Below are 17,568 nucleotides of genomic sequence, written 5' to 3'. Positions count from 1 at the left end.
AGCTTTTCAACTTCTCTTTTTCTTAATTTAATTAAGCTACATTCCAAAATCGTTTAACTTCTTCACAAATATTTCCAATTTGTAAAAGAAGTCTTTCTGGCTTTTCCGGAGAAGAAACTATCCTTTCACCAAAAACATCCATAGAATAGCAAATTTCTGGCAGCGGAATCGCATCATATTCATCGGCTATTTCTGAAATATGTTTATGTAAAATAGTTGCTACAATTTTTAATTCTTGGTTGTCAAAAATATTTCCTTTTGACAAATGAATTTTTACACCTCCAATATATTTTTTCCCATTATATTGAATCGTAAAAACGATATCAGGAGAAACAGTAATTTCTACATTATTAATAAATGTTGATTTGATTGGTCTCTTTTTTATTATGGTTAAGTTATGGTTTTTAAGCATTTCAGGGATTTCAATATTCAAATATTTTTGCATTCCTTCGAGTGACACAAACTTATTTTGAATCTGTCTTGGCTTCTCTGCAACTTTTGTTTTTAACCTATTTGAACCTTCTATTATTGGAGCTCTATCTCCATTAAGTGAAAGTGATTTTTTAATAGAAGCTCTTGATGTTTGATGCCAACCAACCATAATAATTGACGGTTCTTTTTGACTACGGATTACTCTCTTTTTTTTTGATTCTGTACCTTTGATAAAATCGATCAAAGGATTTATTGAAATTTTATATTCCATTATATACTTTGTTATTAAATTAATAAATATGTTAACAAGTACAATAAATGATCATAACTCATTTAATAACTTGTTTAAAATTTGGAAAAATAACTTGGTGAAGAGAATCGTATTTTGTAGTTTTGAAAAAACAAAAGGAAAGGAGATTGAGTAGTCTCCAAATTCTTTTCAATAAACTAATCTTTTAGCCTGCAAGCAAAAATTAGAAAAAAATTACCAAGAAGCGATATGTCTAGTATCGCTTTTTTTTATGCTTATTATTTTTATCTCAAATACAGTTATTTTTAATTATTAATATTAAAGAGAAGCCTTTCGGCCTCTCTTTTTTACTTTTTAAATTAAGAACCACACATTAAGCAATCGTCGTCTGGTGCTCCGTTTTTAGAAGCATCTACCATTGCTTTAAATTCTGCAGCACTCATTGGTTTTTCTTCTTCTATAACTTGCGCTTTCTTTTCTTTAGAAACTGTAAACTGAATTGCATTTACCGCAGATTTTGTTCTTAAGTAATACATTCCTGTTTTTAAGCCAGATTTCCAAGCATAAAAATGCATAGAAGTTAATTTACCATAGTCTGGATCTTTTAAGAATAAGTTTAGCGATTGAGATTGATCGATAAAGTATCCTCTATGGCGCGCCATATCGATAATATCTTTCATACTCATTTCCCAAACAGTTTTATATAACTCTCTTAATTCTGCAGGAATTTCTTCGATATGTTGTATAGAACCGTTTGCACGCATTATACTTTCTTTCATATCATTATCCCATAAACCTAATTCTACCAAGTCTTCTAATAAATGTTTGTTTACAACAATAAACTCACCAGATAATACTCTTCTTGTATAAATATTAGATGTATAAGGCTCAAAAGCTTCATTGTTTCCTAATATCTGAGAAGTAGATGCTGTTGGCATTGGCGCAACTAACAACGAGTTTCTTACACCGTGTTTCATCACTTGTTTACGCAACTTAGCCCAATCCCAGTTTCCGCTTAACTCATCATCTTTAATTCCCCACATGTTAAACTGAAATTCTCCTTTAGACATTGGAGAACCTTCGAAAGTAGAGTAAGGTTCTTTTGCTTTTGCAATTTCCATAGAAGAAGTTACAGCTGCAAAATACATCGTTTCAAAAATTTCTTGATTCAGCTTTTTAGCTTCATCACTTGTAAAAGGTAAGCGCAATTGTATAAATGCATCTGCTAAACCTTGTATCCCTAAACCGACTGGTCTATGTCTAAAGTTAGAGTTTTCCGCCTCTATAACAGGATAAAAATTAGCATCTATTACTGTATCTAAATTACGTGTTACTTTTTTAGTTACGTCGTATAATTTTTTATGATTAAAGTATTTTTCTCCGCCTTCTCTTTCAGAAATAAACATTGGCAAAGCAATAGAAGCTAAGTTACAAACCGCAACCTCATCTTCTGCTGTATACTCCATAATTTCTGTACATAAGTTCGAAGAACGAATTGTACCTAAATTTTTCTGATTCGATTTTCTGTTTGCTGCATCTTTGTACAACATATATGGCGTACCTGTTTCGATTTGAGATTCTAATATCTTTTCCCAAAGCTCACGTGCCTTTATCGTTTTTCTACCTTTACCAGCTGCCTCGTAACTTGTGTATAAACGCTCGAATTCTTCATCATAAGTATCGTATAAATGCGGACATTCATGAGGACACATTAACGTCCAATCTGCATCTTGTTCTACACGTTTCATAAATAAATCAGAAATCCACATTGCATAGAATAAATCTCTAGCACGCATTTCTTCTTTACCATGGTTTTTCTTTAAATCTAAAAAGTCGAAAATATCTGCATGCCATGGTTCTAAATACATTGCAAAAGATCCTTTACGCTTACCACCACCTTGATCTACATAACGAGCAGTATCATTAAAAACCTTTAACATTGGCACAATACCGTTTGATGTACCGTTTGTACCAGCAATATAAGAACCTGTAGCTCTAATATTATGTAAAGACAAACCAATACCACCAGCAGATTGCGATATTTTTGCAGTTTGTTTTAATGTGTCATAAATACCTTCAATACTATCATCTTGCATTTGTAATAAAAAACAAGAAGACATTTGAGGTTTTGGTGTACCTGCATTAAAAAGAGTTGGTGTAGCGTGTGTAAAATATTTTTTACTCATTAACTCATAAGTAGCAATTGCTTCATCAATATCATTTTTATGAATACCTATAGAAACACGCATTAACATGTGTTGTGGACGTTCTGCTATTTGACCGTTCAATTTTAATAAATATGAACGTTCTAATGTTTTAAAACCAAAATAATCGTAATTAAAATCTCTATTGTAAATAATAGTAGAATCTAATTTTTCTGCATTTTCTTTAATGATATTATATACCTCATCTGCCAATAATGGTGCTTTTTTGTTTGTACGAGGATTTACATAAGTATACAAATCATCCATTGTTTCAGAGAATGATTTTTTAGTGTTTTTATGTAAGTTAGAAACAGCAATTCTTGCCGCTAATTTTGCATAATCTGGGTGTGCAGTTGTCATTGTAGCGGCAGTTTCTGCGGCTAAATTATCTAATTCTGATGTTGTAACACCATCATATAAACCTTCAATTACACGCATTGCAACTTTTACCGGATCTACAATTTTATTTAAACCGTAGCACATTTTTTTTACTCTTGCCGTGATTTTATCGAACATCACCGGCTCTTTTTTACCGTCTCTTTTTAGTACAAACATTTTTCTATTTGGTTTTTTTTATTAATTATTAGAGCCCACAAAAACGTCCAATTTTTTAGGATACTCTTTTTACTACTTCTTATTTTGTATGAATTAACGCCTAAGAATAAACGGCGTTAATTTTATGTATTCTGATAATTAAAAATCAGAATCGAAACTAATACTTCCTGTTCCACCAGATTTTACACCGGCTTTTTGGTATTCTGATACTCTTTTTTCGAAGAAATTAGTTTTTCCTTCTAAAGAAATCATTTCCATAAAATCGAAAGGATTTGTTACATCGTAAACTTTATCACATCCAAATTCTAATAACAATCTGTCTGTAACAAACTCTAAGTACTGAGTCATTAATTTTGCATTCATACCAATTAAACTAACTGGTAAAGATTCTGTAACAAACTCACGTTCTATATTTAAAGCATCTACAATAATTTCTGTAATACGCTCTTTTGGCACTCTATTTACCATGTGATTATTGTGTAAGTGTACAGCAAAATCACAGTGCATACCTTCGTCTCTAGAAATTAATTCGTTAGAAAAAGTTAAACCTGGTAATAAACCTCTTTTCTTTAACCAAAAAATTGAACAAAATGCGCCAGAGAAGAAAATACCTTCTACTGCTGCAAAAGCAATTAAACGCTCTGCAAAAGAGTCAGATTCTATCCATTTTAATGCCCAATCTGCTTTTTTCTTAATTGCCGGAAAAACTTCGATAGCTCTAAATAAATTGTCTTTTTCTACTTCATCTTTAACATAAGTATCTATTAATAAAGAATATGTTTCAGAATGAATGTTTTCCATCATTATTTGAAAACCATAGAAAAATTTAGCTTCAGAATATTGTACTTCGTTTACAAAGTTTTCTGCTAAGTTTTCGTTTACAATACCGTCTGATGCAGCAAAAAATGCTAAAATATGCTTTATAAAATAACGCTCATCGTCTGTTAACTTAGATGTCCAATCTACAAGATCTGCTGTAAGATCAATTTCCTCTGCCGTCCAAAAACAAGCTTGTTGTTTCTTATACCATTCCCACAAATCATCGTGTTGGATAGGAAAAATTACAAAACGGTTGTCATTTGGTTGTAAAATAGGCTCTAATACAGACATTTTTTATTGAGATTTTTGAGAATTATTATTTGTTAAAACGAGTTCTACAAAGATTGGGTTTTTTGTTCCAAAATGAAAGTCATACTTATTCACAAATCCCTTGAAGTTTTTAACAAAAAGACAAAAATTATGATTTTCGTTAAATTTTAACACTATTTTATTTTACTAAAAATCAACCCATTAAAAGAGTAAAATTAGCTAAACCATTGCTACTATTGACATTCTTAAAACGTAATTTGAAAAGTTTTTTTTATCAATTTTATTTCAGATTTGGTTTTTAAAATTAACTGTTTTCTCTTAATTAAATTTTAATCAAAAAAGGTTATTTAGAATTTTTAAAGATAACAGAAGACTATTTAAATTCTTTTTGCTACCCCATTTTTGAAGTATCTTTGCAAAAAGACTTTTCTAATGAAAAATAGGTTTCCAAAAATTGTACAAATTGCTATAATTTCTGTTTATTTAATATTTTTAGCGGGTTCTGTTGTTAGAATGACAGGTTCTGGAATGGGATGTCCTGATTGGCCAAAATGTTTTGGTTATTACATACCACCAACATCCGAAGAACAAATTACTTGGCAACCAAATACCAATTATAAAAAAGGAATTATAATTATTAAAGACGAAGTTTTATTTGTTGCAGAAAAAGACATACAAACTGCAACAGACTTTAATATTAATAATTGGGTAAACTATACAAAACACGATTACGCAAAATTTAACAAATACCATACTTGGACGGAATATATAAATAGACTTGCATCTGTTTTATCTGGTTTTGTTTTTCTATTTTTAATATACAGTGCTTTCAAAAATAGAAAAAAAGACAAACGAATTACTTGGTTAGCTTTTTGCGCATTTTTTCTAATGCTTTTTGAAGCTTGGTTAGGTAAAACGGTAGTAGACACAAATTTAACACCTGCAATTATTACCATTCATATGGTGGTTGGCTTGATAATTATTGCTCTTTTATTAAAATTAAATTTTATTGTTACTGATAAAAGAACAACTTTTAAATACAATTCCGTTTTTAACAAACTACTAATAGTTTCTGTAATTTTTTCTTTGATTCAAATTGCAATGGGAACCCAAGTAAGACAATTTATTGATGAGCAAGTAAAATTATATGGTTTCGAAAACAAGAATTATAGTTTAATGAATCCTAGTTTTAAATTTTACTTTCATAGATCTTTTACTATTGCAATTGTTTTGGTAAACTTTGGTATGTTGTACTTAAACCAAATTAAAAACCTTGGTTATAAATTAGTAAATTGGATTGTTGCCTTAATTTTTATCGAAGTAATTTCTGGTATTTTAATGTATTATGCAGAAATTCCTTTTGGTACACAAGCAGTGCATTTATTAGCAGGAGCAATTTTGTTTGGTTTACAATTTTATTTATGGCTTCAAAGTAGAAAAACCATAAATAATTAACAGCTATCAATTTTTATTGATTTAAGGATGCGCGTTCACCCAAACTTCGCCATCAGAAAAGTGTTCTTTTTTCCAGATTGGCACGGTTTCTTTTAAAGTATCAATAATAAATTCGCACGCTAAAAAAGCTGCTTTTCTATGCTTTGACGATACCGCAATAATTACCGGAATATCTCTTATTTGTAATTCGCCTTCTGCATGATGAACAGCTACTTTTTTTACATCAAATTTTTCGAGTGCTAAATCTGCAATTTTCTGCATTTCTTTTAGCGCCATCGGTTTATACGTAGAAAAATCTAACTTTTTTACTTCTTTGCCTTCTGTATCGTTTCTAACAGTACCTACAAAAACAGATATGCCACCGCAAGAATCGTCTTCAACAAAAGCATAACAAGCATTTAGATCTAATTTTTCTGATGTAATTTTTATTGAAGTTCTCTGCATAATTTTTTAAATCTAAAACAAGTTAAACGCTTTTAGCAAAAATAATAATTCATGATGTATCTTTGCAAACTAATATTTTATACTTCAAAAAAATGAAAAGTGTCTTTAGAATTGTTAGCTTGTTAGAAGGGGTTTCTTATTTACTTTTACTTTTTATAGCAACACCTATTAAGTATTTACAAGGCGATGCTTCTTATGTAAAAATGTTAGGTATGCCACACGGAATTTTATTTATGTTGTACATTGTTTTAGCAATTGTTATTAAAAAAGAAATGAACTGGAACAATAAAACATTGGCTATTGTTTTAATTGCTTCTATAATTCCTTTTGGAACTTTTTATGTGGATAAAAAATATTTAAGATAATTGCTAACCTCCGCTAACTGGCGGAATAATAGCAACAACATCATTTTCTTTTAAAATTAAATCGTCTTCTGCATATTCTTCATTTACGGCAATTGCATAAGAATTTATATTTTCTATTGACGGATGTTCGTCAATCAAAAATTGCTTAAAATCTTTGATTGAAAGATTGTTTTCTAAGACAAAGTCTAATTGATTTTCTCCTATCAAATCAGAAGTAATGCCAAAAAAGAGTGTTTTTATTTTCATCTATATTATTTAATTAAAAAGGCTAAATCTAAACAAAAAGCCATTTTCTGATACACCATTATAGTTAGACATTACATAATCTAATCTTAAAAAGCGCCATTTACCAAAACCTAAATTATCTAAACCAACAGAATATTCTGTGTAAGGTTTTGCATCTGCCATTACCATTGCTTTAGAACCTGCTACCAAGTAAAAATTAAGCTTATTTAATAACGGAATTTTACCTAAAATTGCTCCTCTAAAATTATGTTCTAAATGAGCCTCTGCATATTTATCATTAGAGTAAAGTTTATAATAATCTAACAAACCAAAACTACTAATTCCTGCGGTTTTTAAAGGATATGTTAATTCGTTTCCGTTGGGTTGTAAATAATCCATAAAAGCAATGTTTTTCTTTTTTAAGAAAATTCCTGCCCTTAAATTGTATCTAAAATTACCATAATTACCTGCATTTACAAAATGATTAATGTTTGTTGTAAATAAATCAGAATTTAATTCGGAATTAGAAGCTCCAAATCTTTTTCTATATCGAATACTTACAGACGGATATTTATTATTTCCTATATTTTGCTTGCTATCTGGATACGACAAGAATTTTTGACCAAAAACAAAACGTGTTCTTAAATCTAAAGTTGCAATTTTATGCTCTGCAAAAGGAGCCGTATTAAAACCTGAGCGATTTAAAGGATTGTTAGATGTATAACCGCCGTTTTCTTCTTTTGAAGTCCAAGAAAAATCTGTGGTATTAAATAGCGGTTTTCTATTTGCATATTCTAAAGTTCCAGAAAAGTAAATTCCGTTTTTAATTTCTTGAGAATACGTAATTTCTGCAGCTTGTTTCTCGTAAATTTTCAAATAATTAAGATTACTCAATAACGAACTTAAAGAGTTGTTTAACCTTGCTATAGGGTTTCTTTCGTTAAACTGTGGTGTTGTAATACCAATTTTTGCAAATAATCTTGGTCTAGAAATATTGTTCCATTTTTTAGAAAAATACACAGATGGCCTTATTTTTTTCTCAGAAAAACTATAATTAGCATTTACACCTGCACTCCACCACTTACCGGTATCATTTAAAGATTTAAAATAATTAAACCCAACACCTGTATAAAAACCTTGCACTGTATTAAAACCCGTTCTTAACAAAGGGCCGTTGTAAGAAAAAGATTTATCTTCGAAAGTATTATTAAAACTGTAACCAGTTATAGGATCTAACCAACCAAATTTATTGCCTTTTGCATCAATAGAATCTAAATATTTTTTAGATTTTCTTAGCACCTTAATACTATCTTTAACTTTATAATCTGTTACCTCTTCTAATGTTAAAGGGATTGGTCTTAACTTGTTCCAGAATAAAGTATCTTTTTTTGTGGCGCTTTCTTCAAAAGACAAAACCTCATTTGTAAAAGTTGTTTCTGTAAAGTTTGGTTTAAAATTATAATCAGAATAGGTATAAGAGAATTTTCCGCTAGGTTTAAAACCCAGAAAATTTAAATCGAAATCTAATGTTTGATTTATTAAAACCCAACCTTTTATTTCTTCGGAATAATTAAACCCTTGAGTTACTTTTAAAGTATTTACAATTGGAATATTAGTTTGCGCGCCGGTTGTGGTAACATCTATACCGTACAACGCCCAATCGTCTTCTACAATATAAATAAAACCTTCAAAAACTCGGTCGTTTTTACGTTTTGGTAAAAGTTGTATTTTATTTATTAATTTTTGATTTTTATCATAAAAGGTTCCTACCAATTTATAGTTATAATAAGTAAAAGCGTTCGTAGAAATAGGAGAAACTAAACCGTTAAAAATTTCGATACTATTTTCGTATAAATCTAAATTAGACTCTTCTGCTCTATTAAAACTTACACCATTATCTTGACCAGACACTTTAGACGCAACAATTTTTTCTTTAAATTTTTTCGGCTTTTTTTGAAATGAGATCTTAGAAAATGTTTCAGATAAATAAATAATTCCGCTTCTTGTAGAATCTAAACCTCCACCAAAATCACCCATACTTTGTCCGAAAAATTTTTCTGGCGCATCTTTAATTCTTGTCAAACCTCTAGAGTAAAACTTAGCAGTATAATTGGCGTACTTTTCTGTATTCTTATCTTTACTTTTTATAGCGTTTCTAATTATTCTATTTGCAGGATTGTCTTTTGTAGAAATAACTATTTCGTTTAACTGCACATTTTCTTCTATTAAAACGGCATTTAATTGAAAAGGAAAGCTTGTAATTGTTACTTCCTTTTTTAAAGTTGTAAAACCTATAAACTGAAAAATTACAGTATACTTTCCAGGTTTTTTTAGGTTTAAAAGGTAGTTTCCTTCTTCATTAGTTGTAGTTCCTGTAATTGTATTGTTTAAATAAACACTTACAAAAGATAACGGATCTCCTTTTTGGTCTGTAACAGTTCCTTTTACTTGTGCTTTTAAAGAAAATGCAATGCATAAAAAGAAAATTAAAGTAATTTTTTTCATAAATAATTGAGGTTGATTGCTGCAAACTTAATTTTTAAATGCTTAGCAAATGTTTAATATTTGTTAAACGAAATATAAAATGTTCACAAAAAAGTAAGACTACTATTTTATGTAAATGGTTGCCTCTTATTTATTTTTAGTGGAATCTCTAACTACTAAATCTGTATCTAAAACTACTTGTTTATGAGTTATTAACTTATTTGCCTTTCTACTTTTAATTTCTTTAAAAAGTAATTTAAAAGCTTTTTTACCCATTTCTAATCCTGGTTGATTTATAGTTGTTAGGCTTGGTGATATCACCGAAGCCATAAACCAATTACTAAACCCCACAATATTAATATCTTCTGGTACTTTTACGCCTCGATCGTTAAATTCTTTCATAGCACCAATTGCAACTAAATCTGTGTTTATAAAGATTCCGTCAACATCATCATGATCTTTTAAAAGTTGTTTTGCATTGGCTTTTCCTTCTTCAAAACTCGCATCACCACATTCACAGGTGTAAACCAAAGAAACATCAAACTCTAAATCGTTATCTAACAATGCTTTTTTATATCCTAAAAATCGATCAATAGAATTTTGAGGAAGTAAAGGACCTCTAAAGTGAGCAATTTTCTTACAACCTATATCTATCAAATACTGTGTTGCAGTATAAGCAGCTTTTCGATCATCAATAATAACTTTAGAACATTTTACAACTTTAGCTATTTTATCAAACATCACAATAGGTGTTTGCTGATTTATAACTTTGTTTAAATGTGAAAAGTCTGATGTTTCATTCGCTAATGAAATTAAAATTCCGTCAACTCTTTTTCTAAGTAGTAAATCGATTTGTTTTTGTTCTAATTCATACGATTCGTTTGATTGAAGAATAATAACCAAATAACCTTTTTTTTCTGCTTGCGCTATAATACCTTTAATTACAGATGAAAAAAAGTGATGCACAACCACCGGAATAATTAAACCTATAGTTTTAGATTCTTTAGTTCTTAAGTTCACCGCAAAAGAATTTGGCTGATAATTTAACAACGCCGCGGTTTCTCTAACTAGTTTTCTTGTTTTTTCACTAACATCTGGGTATTCTTTTAATGCTTTTGACACTGTTGTGATAGAAATACCTAACTCTTCTGCAATATTTTTTAATGTTACCAAATCTTAATCTGTTGATTTAAATTAAATTAGTACTCAAATATAAGCAATTAAATAAATCGAAAACGTTTTCGGTAAATCGAAAACGTTTTCGATTTATTAATTTGATAAAAAAATTGGGTTAAAATTTAACTTTACTTAAGAAATGATTAACTAATTATTAAATTCACAATCAAAAAAATGAAAAAACTAACAAATCTTAAAGGTTTACTTTTAATGTTATTCCTAGCAGGGACATCTACATTATTAGCACAATCTAGTATTTCTGGAACAGTAAAAGACCAAAACGGAGAATTAATTCCTGGTGTAAACATCATTTTAAAAGGAACCACAATAGGAACAAGTTCGGATTTTGATGGAAATTATGAAATTAAAAATATTAAAGAAGGTGTTTATACATTGGTTGCTTCTTCTTTAGGTTTCGACAATTTTACAAAAGAAGTTAATTTTAATTCTCCTAAAATTGTTTTAAACATCGTTATCGTAGAAAATGCACAATCATTAGATGAAATTATAGTTACTGGTGTTGTTAACCCAAAATCTAAAATAGAATCTAGTATTTCTGTTTCTACAGTTGGTATTAAACAAATAGAACAAGCTTCGCCAAGATCTGCTGGTGAACTTTTTAGAAACATACCTGGTATTCGTGCAGAATCTTCTGGTGGAGAAGGTAATGCAAACTTTAATGTACGTGGTGTACCAGTTTCTTCTGGTGGATCTAGATATTTACAGTTACAAGAAGACGGTCTTCCACTTATGCTATTTGGAGACACTTCTTTTGGTAATGCAGATAACTTTTTACGTATAGATTCTAATGTAGGTAGAGTTGAAGCAATTAGAGGTGGTTCTGCTTCTACACAAACTTCTAATGGTCCTGCTGGTATTATAAACATGATTAGTAAAACTGGTAGAACAGAAGGTGGTACAATTGGTGCAACTTATGGTTTAGACTTTCAATCTAGTAGATTAGATTTTGAATACGGTACACCTATTAGCGAAGGATTGTATTATCATGTTGGTGGTTTTATGCGAGTTGGCGAAGGACCAAGAAACATTAGTTACCAAGGTAATAAAGGTGGTCAAATTAAAGCCAATATAACAAAAGAGTTTAAAAACGGTTATGTACGTACTTATTTTAAATACTTAAACGATAAAACAGTTATGTACATGCCAATGCCAGTAAGTTTAACGGGTACAAATGCAAACCCAACTTTTGGAAACTTACCTGGTTTTGATATTACTTCAGATTCTCCTCATTCTGTAAATATCCAAAATACATATAGTGTATACGATGGAAATCCTACTCAAAACGATATGAGAAGCGGTAACAACCCAGTAAGTTCGGCAATTGGTGCAGAATTCTCTTTTGATCTAGGTGATGATTGGAAAGTAAACGGTAAAGCAAGATATTCTAACAATTCTGGTCAATGGAATGCTCCTTTTACTGCTAACGTTGGTACTGTAGCAGAAATAGAAGCTTTAGTTAGAGGTGCTTCTGGTGCAACTGGTGCTTTAACTTATAAAGACGGAACACCATTTAATCCTGCAAACGGATTAGCACAAGATATTAGATACTTTGATGTTACTATAGAAGATTTAAGCAACTTTTTTAGCGATGTAAAAGTTACTAAAGCAATTAATGATAATATAGGAGTAACAGTTGGTATGTTCTCTGCAACACAAAACACAAAGATTGGTTGGCAATGGAGTTCTGCCGTTTCTGAAGTAGCAGGAGACGGTAAAGCTAGACTTGGTATTTTCGAAGGATTTTCTGAAGGTGGTGCTTATTCATATGGTCAGCCAGTTTGGGGTAACTGTTGTCAAAGAAAATACAATACAGTACACAATGTAAATTCTCCTTATGTAGGGGTAGATGCAGAAATTAATGAAAAATTAAATTTTGATGGTAGTATTCGTTTTGAAAATGTAAATGTTAATGGTTCTATCAATTCTGGTCAATTAAGTAATTTAGATGCAAACGGAGATTTAATTGGTTTTGATTATGATAGTGATGGTGAAATTAGTGACTTTGAATCTACAATACCAACTATAGCTGGTAACCCAGGACAAGCAATTAGCGACAATTATAATTTTATTTCTTACTCTGCTGGTTTAAATTATAAAATTAACAACGGTACTGCTGTTTTTGGTAGATATAGTAAAGGTGCTTCTGGTAGAGCTGCAGATAGAAATAATTACGGAACAGATGGTTTAGGAGATGTTCAATTTGATGAAATTTCTCAATTCGAAGTTGGTTTAAAAAAGAGATTAAACAACGGAGTTTTAAATGTTACTGGTTTTGTAAGTAATACAGACGAAGGTATTAGTAACGAATTAAACAGAACAGTTGGTAATCCATTTAAAGCATTAGGTTTAGAAGTTGAATCTGCATTAAGTTTTGGTAACTTCGGTATAAATGGTTCTGTTACTTATACAAAAGCAGAAATTGATGGTGGTGCAAACCAAGGAAACACACCAAGAAGACAAGCAGATTTTGTTTATAATCTAGCGCCAACATATTCTTTTGGTACCAGTAAGCAACACTTATTAGGAATTACAATTTTAGGTACATCAGAATCTTACGCACAAGATGATAACGATTTAGTTATGCCAGGTTACGCATATATAAACGCTGTAGCAAAAGTAAGTTTAACTAAAGGATTATCTTTAAGTGTAAACGCTAACAATTTATTTGATACAATAGGTGTTACAGAAGTAGAAGGAAACGGTAACATTGCTGGCGGTTTAGCTGCAGCAAGAACAATTTCTGGTCGTTCTACAACAATGACATTACAATATAGTTTTTAAAGTTTGAGTTAATAGTAAGTTTGGTTATTAAGAAAAGGGCCAACGTACATTCTGTTGGTCCTCTTCTTATTTTAAAAAATCATTTAAAAATTATACCATAATGTTAAAAAAACCTAGCCTAAGTTTTTGGCAAATATTAAACATGAATGTTGGATTCTTCGGAATTCAGTATAGTTTTGGCTTACAACAAAGTGCAGTTACACCAATTTACGATTTTTTAGGTGCAAGTCCAGATCAAATTCCAATTTTACATCTTGCTGGTCCTGTAACAGGTTTATTAGTACAACCAATTATAGGAGCATTAAGTGATAAAACCTGGAGCCCGAGATTCGGACGAAGAAAACCTTATTTTTTAATTGGCGCAATTTTGTGTAGTCTAACATTATTTGCTTTCCCTTTTAGTAGTTCTCTTTGGATGGCAGCCGGCCTCTTATGGATTTTAGATGCTGGTAACAACACCGCAATGGAACCTTATCGAGCACTAATCGCTGATAAATTAAACACAGAACAACAACCTTTAGGCTTTCAAATGCAAAGCTTTTTTACAGGTTTAGGACAAGTTTTGGCCAATTTATCTCTATTTATTTTTCCATTAATATTTATAGGAACAACTGGCGCATTACCAACCTGGGTTTACGCATCATTTTTCTTAGGTGCTGTTTGCTCTATAGCAACTATTCTTTGGAGTATTAAAAAAACTAAAGAAATTCCGCCAACAGAAGAAGAGCTACAAAAACTAAGAGAAAAGAAAAGTATTTTAGAACCGCTAATAGAAATATTTTCTGCAATAAAGCACATGCCAAAAGTTATGTGGCAGTTAGCATTGGTTTATTTATTTCAATGGTATGCTTTATTTTGTTATTGGCAAAACTCTTCTAAAAGTGTTGCCCTTTCTGTTTGGAATGCGACTCCAGAAAACAAAGAAGCCTATAGCGAAGCTGTAAGCTGGACAGGTTTAGTTAATGGTTGGTATAACGTTGTTACATTTTTAGTAGCATTTGCATTGGTTGGTTTTGCTAAAAAATTCAGTCCTAAAAAAGTACACGCTTTCTGTTTAATAATTGCCGCAATTGGTTTCTTAGCATTCCCGCATATCGAAAATAAAAATTTATTATTCTTTGCAATAACAGGCTTTGGTATTGGTTGGGCAAGCATGATGGGTATTCCTTATTTAATGGTCGTTGCAGATATTCCTAAAGAAAGGTATGGCGTTTACATGGGCATTATAAACATGATGATTGTAATTCCAATGATAATTCAAACATTATCGTTTGGTTATATCTTAAAAAACTTTTTAAATAACGATCCTCGAAATGCAATAACCTTTGCTGGCGTTTTACTAATTATCAGTGCAATTTTTACGCTTTTTATTAAAAGTAAAAGCAATTTAAAAAAATAAAATTTTGAATAATAATAGAAATATAGACATTTTATGTGTTGGTGAAGTACTAGTAGATTTTATTGGTCATCAAACAGGTGTTTTAATTAACAACACAAGAGACTACCATAGATATCTTGGTGGTTCGCCTACAAATGTAGCAATGAATGCAGCAAGATTAGGGCTTAAACCAGTAATGGTTTCTACTGTTGGTAACGACGGTTTTGGCGAATACATTTTTAAAAGATTAAAAGAAGTTGGTGTTAATATAGAAAATATAAAGGTTTTAGAAAACAAACCAACAAGTGTAATATTTGTTTCAAAATCTGAAGGAACGCCCGATTTTATACCTTTTAGAGATGCCGACAGATATATTACTAAAGATCAAATATCCAAAGAAACATTATCAGATTCAAAAATATTTCATACAACATGTTTTGCTTTAAGTAAAGAACCTGCACAAAGTACAATTCTAAAAAAAGCAGAAGAAGCATATAAATTAGGTTGTAAATTAAGCATCGATTTAAATTACGCAAAGAAACTTTGGGAAAGTAGAGATCAAGCTTTTAAAGTGATTGAAGCTTACTGTAAATTAAATCCGTTAATAAAAATTAGCGAAGATGATATGCTACGACTTTTTGAAAAAGAACTTCCTCATGATCAAATATTTAAGTTTTTTCATGATTTAAATGTAGATACAGTTTGTTTAACTTTAGGTCAAGACGGTGTAAAATTATCTCAAAAAAACAAAAAGGTAATTGCTTTACCTGCCATTAAAGTTGACAAAGTAATGGATACAACGGGTGCAGGAGATGCTTTTTGGTCGGGCTTTTTATTTGCTTACATAAAAGAAAAACCAATAGAAGAGTGTTTAAAAGTAGCATTACAACTTGCGGCATTAAAATTACAAAACGTAGGTAGATTACCAGACAACATTAATATTTTATCTAAACTTTTAGAATAATAAACAAATGAAGCTAGAAGAAAATAAAACTTTTAACGGAGTTATGTTAAACGCATACCCGGATAGTATTGGAGAGAAATTAGCAGACACTATTAATATGCTTAAAATGCCAGAATTTAAAGATGTTTTCTCTTTATTCTACATTTTACCCACATTTTTTAATAGCGATTTAGATAGAGGTTTCTCTATAATCGATTACAATTTAAATACTAATTTGGTTTCTAAAGATGATTTAAAAGCTTTAGAAGAACTAAACATAATGCTAAAATTCGATATCGTTTTAAATCATTTATCTGTAGCTTCACCTCAATTTAAAGATTTATTAAAAAACGGAGAAAAATCTAAATACAAAGACTTTTTTATCAATTGGAATTCTTTTTGGGAAGGTAACGGAACAAAAAATGAAGATGATATAATAATTCCTAAAAAAGAATTTTTAGATAAATTGTTCATGAGAAAATCTGGACTTCCAATATTAAAGGTTCCTTTTCCAGACGGCACTAAAAATCCTTACTGGAACACTTTTTATCAAGACATAACATATTATAAAATTTCTTCTGAAGAAATATGTAAAATCACTAGTTTACCTTTAAACAAGGCTTCAATAATTTCAGAAAAAATAAACACAGCATTAGATGCTAATCAAGATTTATCAACTATTAATTTTGATGATTTTAATGAGTTTAAAAATGATGTTTTAAACTTTGTTAATCAAAAAGCATCCTATTTAGGTCAGATGGATGTGAATGCAAAATCTGAACTTGTTTGGCAGTTTTACGAAGAAACTTTAGCCAAAGTTAAAAGTTTTGGTTGTAAAATTTTAAGATTAGATGCTTTTGCTTATTTACACAAAGAAATAGGACAAACAAATTTTTTTAACAAACCTGGCACTTGGACATATTTAGACAGAATTAATGAAATTGCTAAAAAAAACGACCTTATTTTATTACCAGAAATTCATGCAGAATATGGTTTAAATTTACATGATGAAGTTGCAAAAGAATCCTACCAAATTTATGATTTTTTCTTACCTGGTTTAATGATTCACACCCTAGAAAAAGCAAACAACAAAGCGCTTTTAACTTGGATAAACGAAATTATAACTAAAAATTATAAAACCGTTAACATGTTAGGTTGTCATGACGGTATACCTGTTTTAGATTTAAAAGGAAAAGAAGTTAACGGTAATTACAATAAAGGTTTACTAAAAGACGCCGAAATCGAAACTATAATGAATACAATTATGGATCGAGGCGGAAGAGTCAAAAATTTATATGATCCGTCAGGAAAAAAAATATCTTACTACCAAATAAATGCAACATTCTTTAGCGCTCTAGGCGAAAGTGAAGAAAAATTATTATTAGCTAGAGCAATTCAATTATTTATGCCTGGTATTCCTCAGGTTTGGTATTTAGATATTTTTGCTGGTAAAAATAATTATGCAGCAGCAGATAAAGGCGGAAGCGGTGGTCATAAAGAAATAAACAGAACAACCCTTTCAAATACAGACATCGAAGAAGGCTTAAAAAAAGATATTGTTAAAAACCAGCTTAAACTTATGCGTTTAAGAAATACTTCTAGTGCTTTTTTAGGTAAAATATCTTGTAGTACTTCCAAAGAAAATGAATTAGAAATTACATGGACAAACAAGAATGAGTTTGCAAGATTATCTGCCAATTTAAGTTCTTTGAATTTTTCTATAAATTATTCAAAAAACAATAAGATTACAGAACTGGTTTTTTAAA

Annotated in this window: 13 protein-coding genes; 6 read left to right on the top strand and 7 right to left on the bottom strand. The window is 30.2% G+C overall.

The window, feature by feature from the left end; genetic code table 11:
- Nucleotides 1-31 precede the first annotated feature (31 nt).
- The 3 genes from B5464_RS07740 to B5464_RS07730 all read right to left on the bottom strand — a co-directional run bounded on the left by B5464_RS07740 (nt 32) and on the right by B5464_RS07730 (nt 4,551).
- Complete coding sequence (locus tag B5464_RS07740; protein ID WP_079737912.1) at nt 32-703, bottom strand: hypothetical protein; 672 nt, start codon at nt 701-703, stop codon at nt 32-34.
- A 338-nt stretch (nt 704-1,041) separates the two neighbouring features.
- Nucleotides 1,042-3,441: a ribonucleoside-diphosphate reductase subunit alpha gene (locus tag B5464_RS07735; protein ID WP_079737911.1), complete on the bottom strand. Its 2,400-nt coding sequence runs from the start codon at nt 3,439-3,441 to the stop codon at nt 1,042-1,044.
- 138 nt (nt 3,442-3,579) lie between these two features.
- On the bottom strand, nt 3,580-4,551 hold the full coding sequence (locus B5464_RS07730; RefSeq protein ID WP_079737910.1) for a ribonucleotide-diphosphate reductase subunit beta: 972 nt from the start codon (nt 4,549-4,551) through the stop codon (nt 3,580-3,582).
- A gap of 411 nt (nt 4,552-4,962) precedes the next feature.
- Between B5464_RS07730 and B5464_RS07725 the strand changes: the two genes are divergently transcribed.
- Nucleotides 4,963-5,985, top strand: coding sequence for a heme A synthase (locus B5464_RS07725; protein ID WP_079737909.1), 1,023 nt, complete (start codon nt 4,963-4,965; stop codon nt 5,983-5,985).
- A gap of 21 nt (nt 5,986-6,006) precedes the next feature.
- Here B5464_RS07725 and B5464_RS07720 read toward each other — a convergent pair whose 3' ends face one another.
- The gene (locus B5464_RS07720; RefSeq protein ID WP_077810808.1) at nt 6,007-6,429 is read right to left on the bottom strand and encodes a molybdenum cofactor biosynthesis protein MoaE; all 423 of its coding nucleotides are present in this window, start codon (nt 6,427-6,429) and stop codon (nt 6,007-6,009) included.
- Between the two features lie 92 nt (nt 6,430-6,521).
- Between B5464_RS07720 and B5464_RS07715 the strand changes: the two genes are divergently transcribed.
- Nucleotides 6,522-6,794, top strand: a complete 273-nt coding sequence (locus B5464_RS07715; RefSeq protein WP_079737908.1) for a DUF3817 domain-containing protein — start codon at nt 6,522-6,524, stop codon at nt 6,792-6,794.
- Nucleotides 6,795-6,797: 3 nt separating this feature from the next.
- Here B5464_RS07715 and B5464_RS07710 read toward each other — a convergent pair whose 3' ends face one another.
- From B5464_RS07710 to B5464_RS07700, 3 genes are all read right to left on the bottom strand, one after another.
- Entirely contained in the window at nt 6,798-7,040 is a 243-nt protein-coding gene (locus tag B5464_RS07710; protein WP_079737907.1) for a MoaD/ThiS family protein, read from the bottom strand.
- A gap of 9 nt (nt 7,041-7,049) precedes the next feature.
- The gene (locus B5464_RS07705; protein ID WP_079737906.1) at nt 7,050-9,524 is read right to left on the bottom strand and encodes a DUF5686 and carboxypeptidase regulatory-like domain-containing protein; all 2,475 of its coding nucleotides are present in this window, start codon (nt 9,522-9,524) and stop codon (nt 7,050-7,052) included.
- A 126-nt stretch (nt 9,525-9,650) separates the two neighbouring features.
- Nucleotides 9,651-10,676, bottom strand: coding sequence for a LacI family DNA-binding transcriptional regulator (locus B5464_RS07700; protein WP_079737905.1), 1,026 nt, complete (start codon nt 10,674-10,676; stop codon nt 9,651-9,653).
- Between the two features lie 177 nt (nt 10,677-10,853).
- On the opposite strand from B5464_RS07700, the gene B5464_RS07695 reads away from it, so the two are divergent.
- From B5464_RS07695 to B5464_RS07680, 4 genes are all read left to right on the top strand, one after another.
- Nucleotides 10,854-13,481, top strand: coding sequence for a TonB-dependent receptor (locus tag B5464_RS07695; RefSeq protein WP_079737904.1), 2,628 nt, complete (start codon nt 10,854-10,856; stop codon nt 13,479-13,481).
- A gap of 100 nt (nt 13,482-13,581) precedes the next feature.
- Nucleotides 13,582-14,880 carry an MFS transporter gene (locus B5464_RS07690; RefSeq protein WP_079737903.1) on the top strand — a complete coding sequence of 433 codons (1,299 nt, stop codon included), beginning with the start codon at nt 13,582-13,584 and terminating at the stop codon, nt 14,878-14,880.
- A 1-nt stretch (nt 14,881) separates the two neighbouring features.
- Complete coding sequence (locus tag B5464_RS07685; protein ID WP_079737902.1) at nt 14,882-15,823, top strand: carbohydrate kinase family protein; 942 nt, start codon at nt 14,882-14,884, stop codon at nt 15,821-15,823.
- A 7-nt stretch (nt 15,824-15,830) separates the two neighbouring features.
- Nucleotides 15,831-17,567, top strand: coding sequence for a glycosidase (locus B5464_RS07680; RefSeq protein ID WP_079737901.1), 1,737 nt, complete (start codon nt 15,831-15,833; stop codon nt 17,565-17,567).
- Nucleotide 17,568 lies beyond the last annotated feature (1 nt).

This window comes from Polaribacter sp. KT 15, assembly GCF_900143115.1.
GTDB lineage: Bacteria > Bacteroidota > Bacteroidia > Flavobacteriales > Flavobacteriaceae > Polaribacter > Polaribacter marinaquae.
This window is presented reverse-complemented; position numbering and strand designations above follow the sequence as displayed.

Excerpts from the sequence above, each read along its gene's own strand:
- B5464_RS07690 (WP_079737903.1), top strand. The coding sequence starts at position 13,582 with ATGTTAAAAAAACCTAGCCTAAGTTTTTGGCAAATATTAAACATGAAT.
- B5464_RS07715 (WP_079737908.1), top strand. The coding sequence starts at position 6,522 with ATGAAAAGTGTCTTTAGAATTGTTAGCTTGTTAGAAGGGGTTTCTTAT.
- B5464_RS07725 (WP_079737909.1), top strand. The coding sequence starts at position 4,963 with ATGAAAAATAGGTTTCCAAAAATTGTACAAATTGCTATAATTTCTGTT.
- B5464_RS07695 (WP_079737904.1), top strand. The coding sequence starts at position 10,854 with ATGAAAAAACTAACAAATCTTAAAGGTTTACTTTTAATGTTATTCCTA.
- B5464_RS07710 (WP_079737907.1), bottom strand. The coding sequence starts at position 7,040 with ATGAAAATAAAAACACTCTTTTTTGGCATTACTTCTGATTTGATAGGA.
- B5464_RS07735 (WP_079737911.1), bottom strand. The coding sequence starts at position 3,441 with ATGTTTGTACTAAAAAGAGACGGTAAAAAAGAGCCGGTGATGTTCGAT.
- B5464_RS07720 (WP_077810808.1), bottom strand. The coding sequence starts at position 6,429 with ATGCAGAGAACTTCAATAAAAATTACATCAGAAAAATTAGATCTAAAT.
- B5464_RS07740 (WP_079737912.1), bottom strand. The coding sequence starts at position 703 with ATGGAATATAAAATTTCAATAAATCCTTTGATCGATTTTATCAAAGGT.
- B5464_RS07680 (WP_079737901.1), top strand. The coding sequence starts at position 15,831 with ATGAAGCTAGAAGAAAATAAAACTTTTAACGGAGTTATGTTAAACGCA.
- B5464_RS07705 (WP_079737906.1), bottom strand. The coding sequence starts at position 9,524 with ATGAAAAAAATTACTTTAATTTTCTTTTTATGCATTGCATTTTCTTTA.
- B5464_RS07730 (WP_079737910.1), bottom strand. The coding sequence starts at position 4,551 with ATGTCTGTATTAGAGCCTATTTTACAACCAAATGACAACCGTTTTGTA.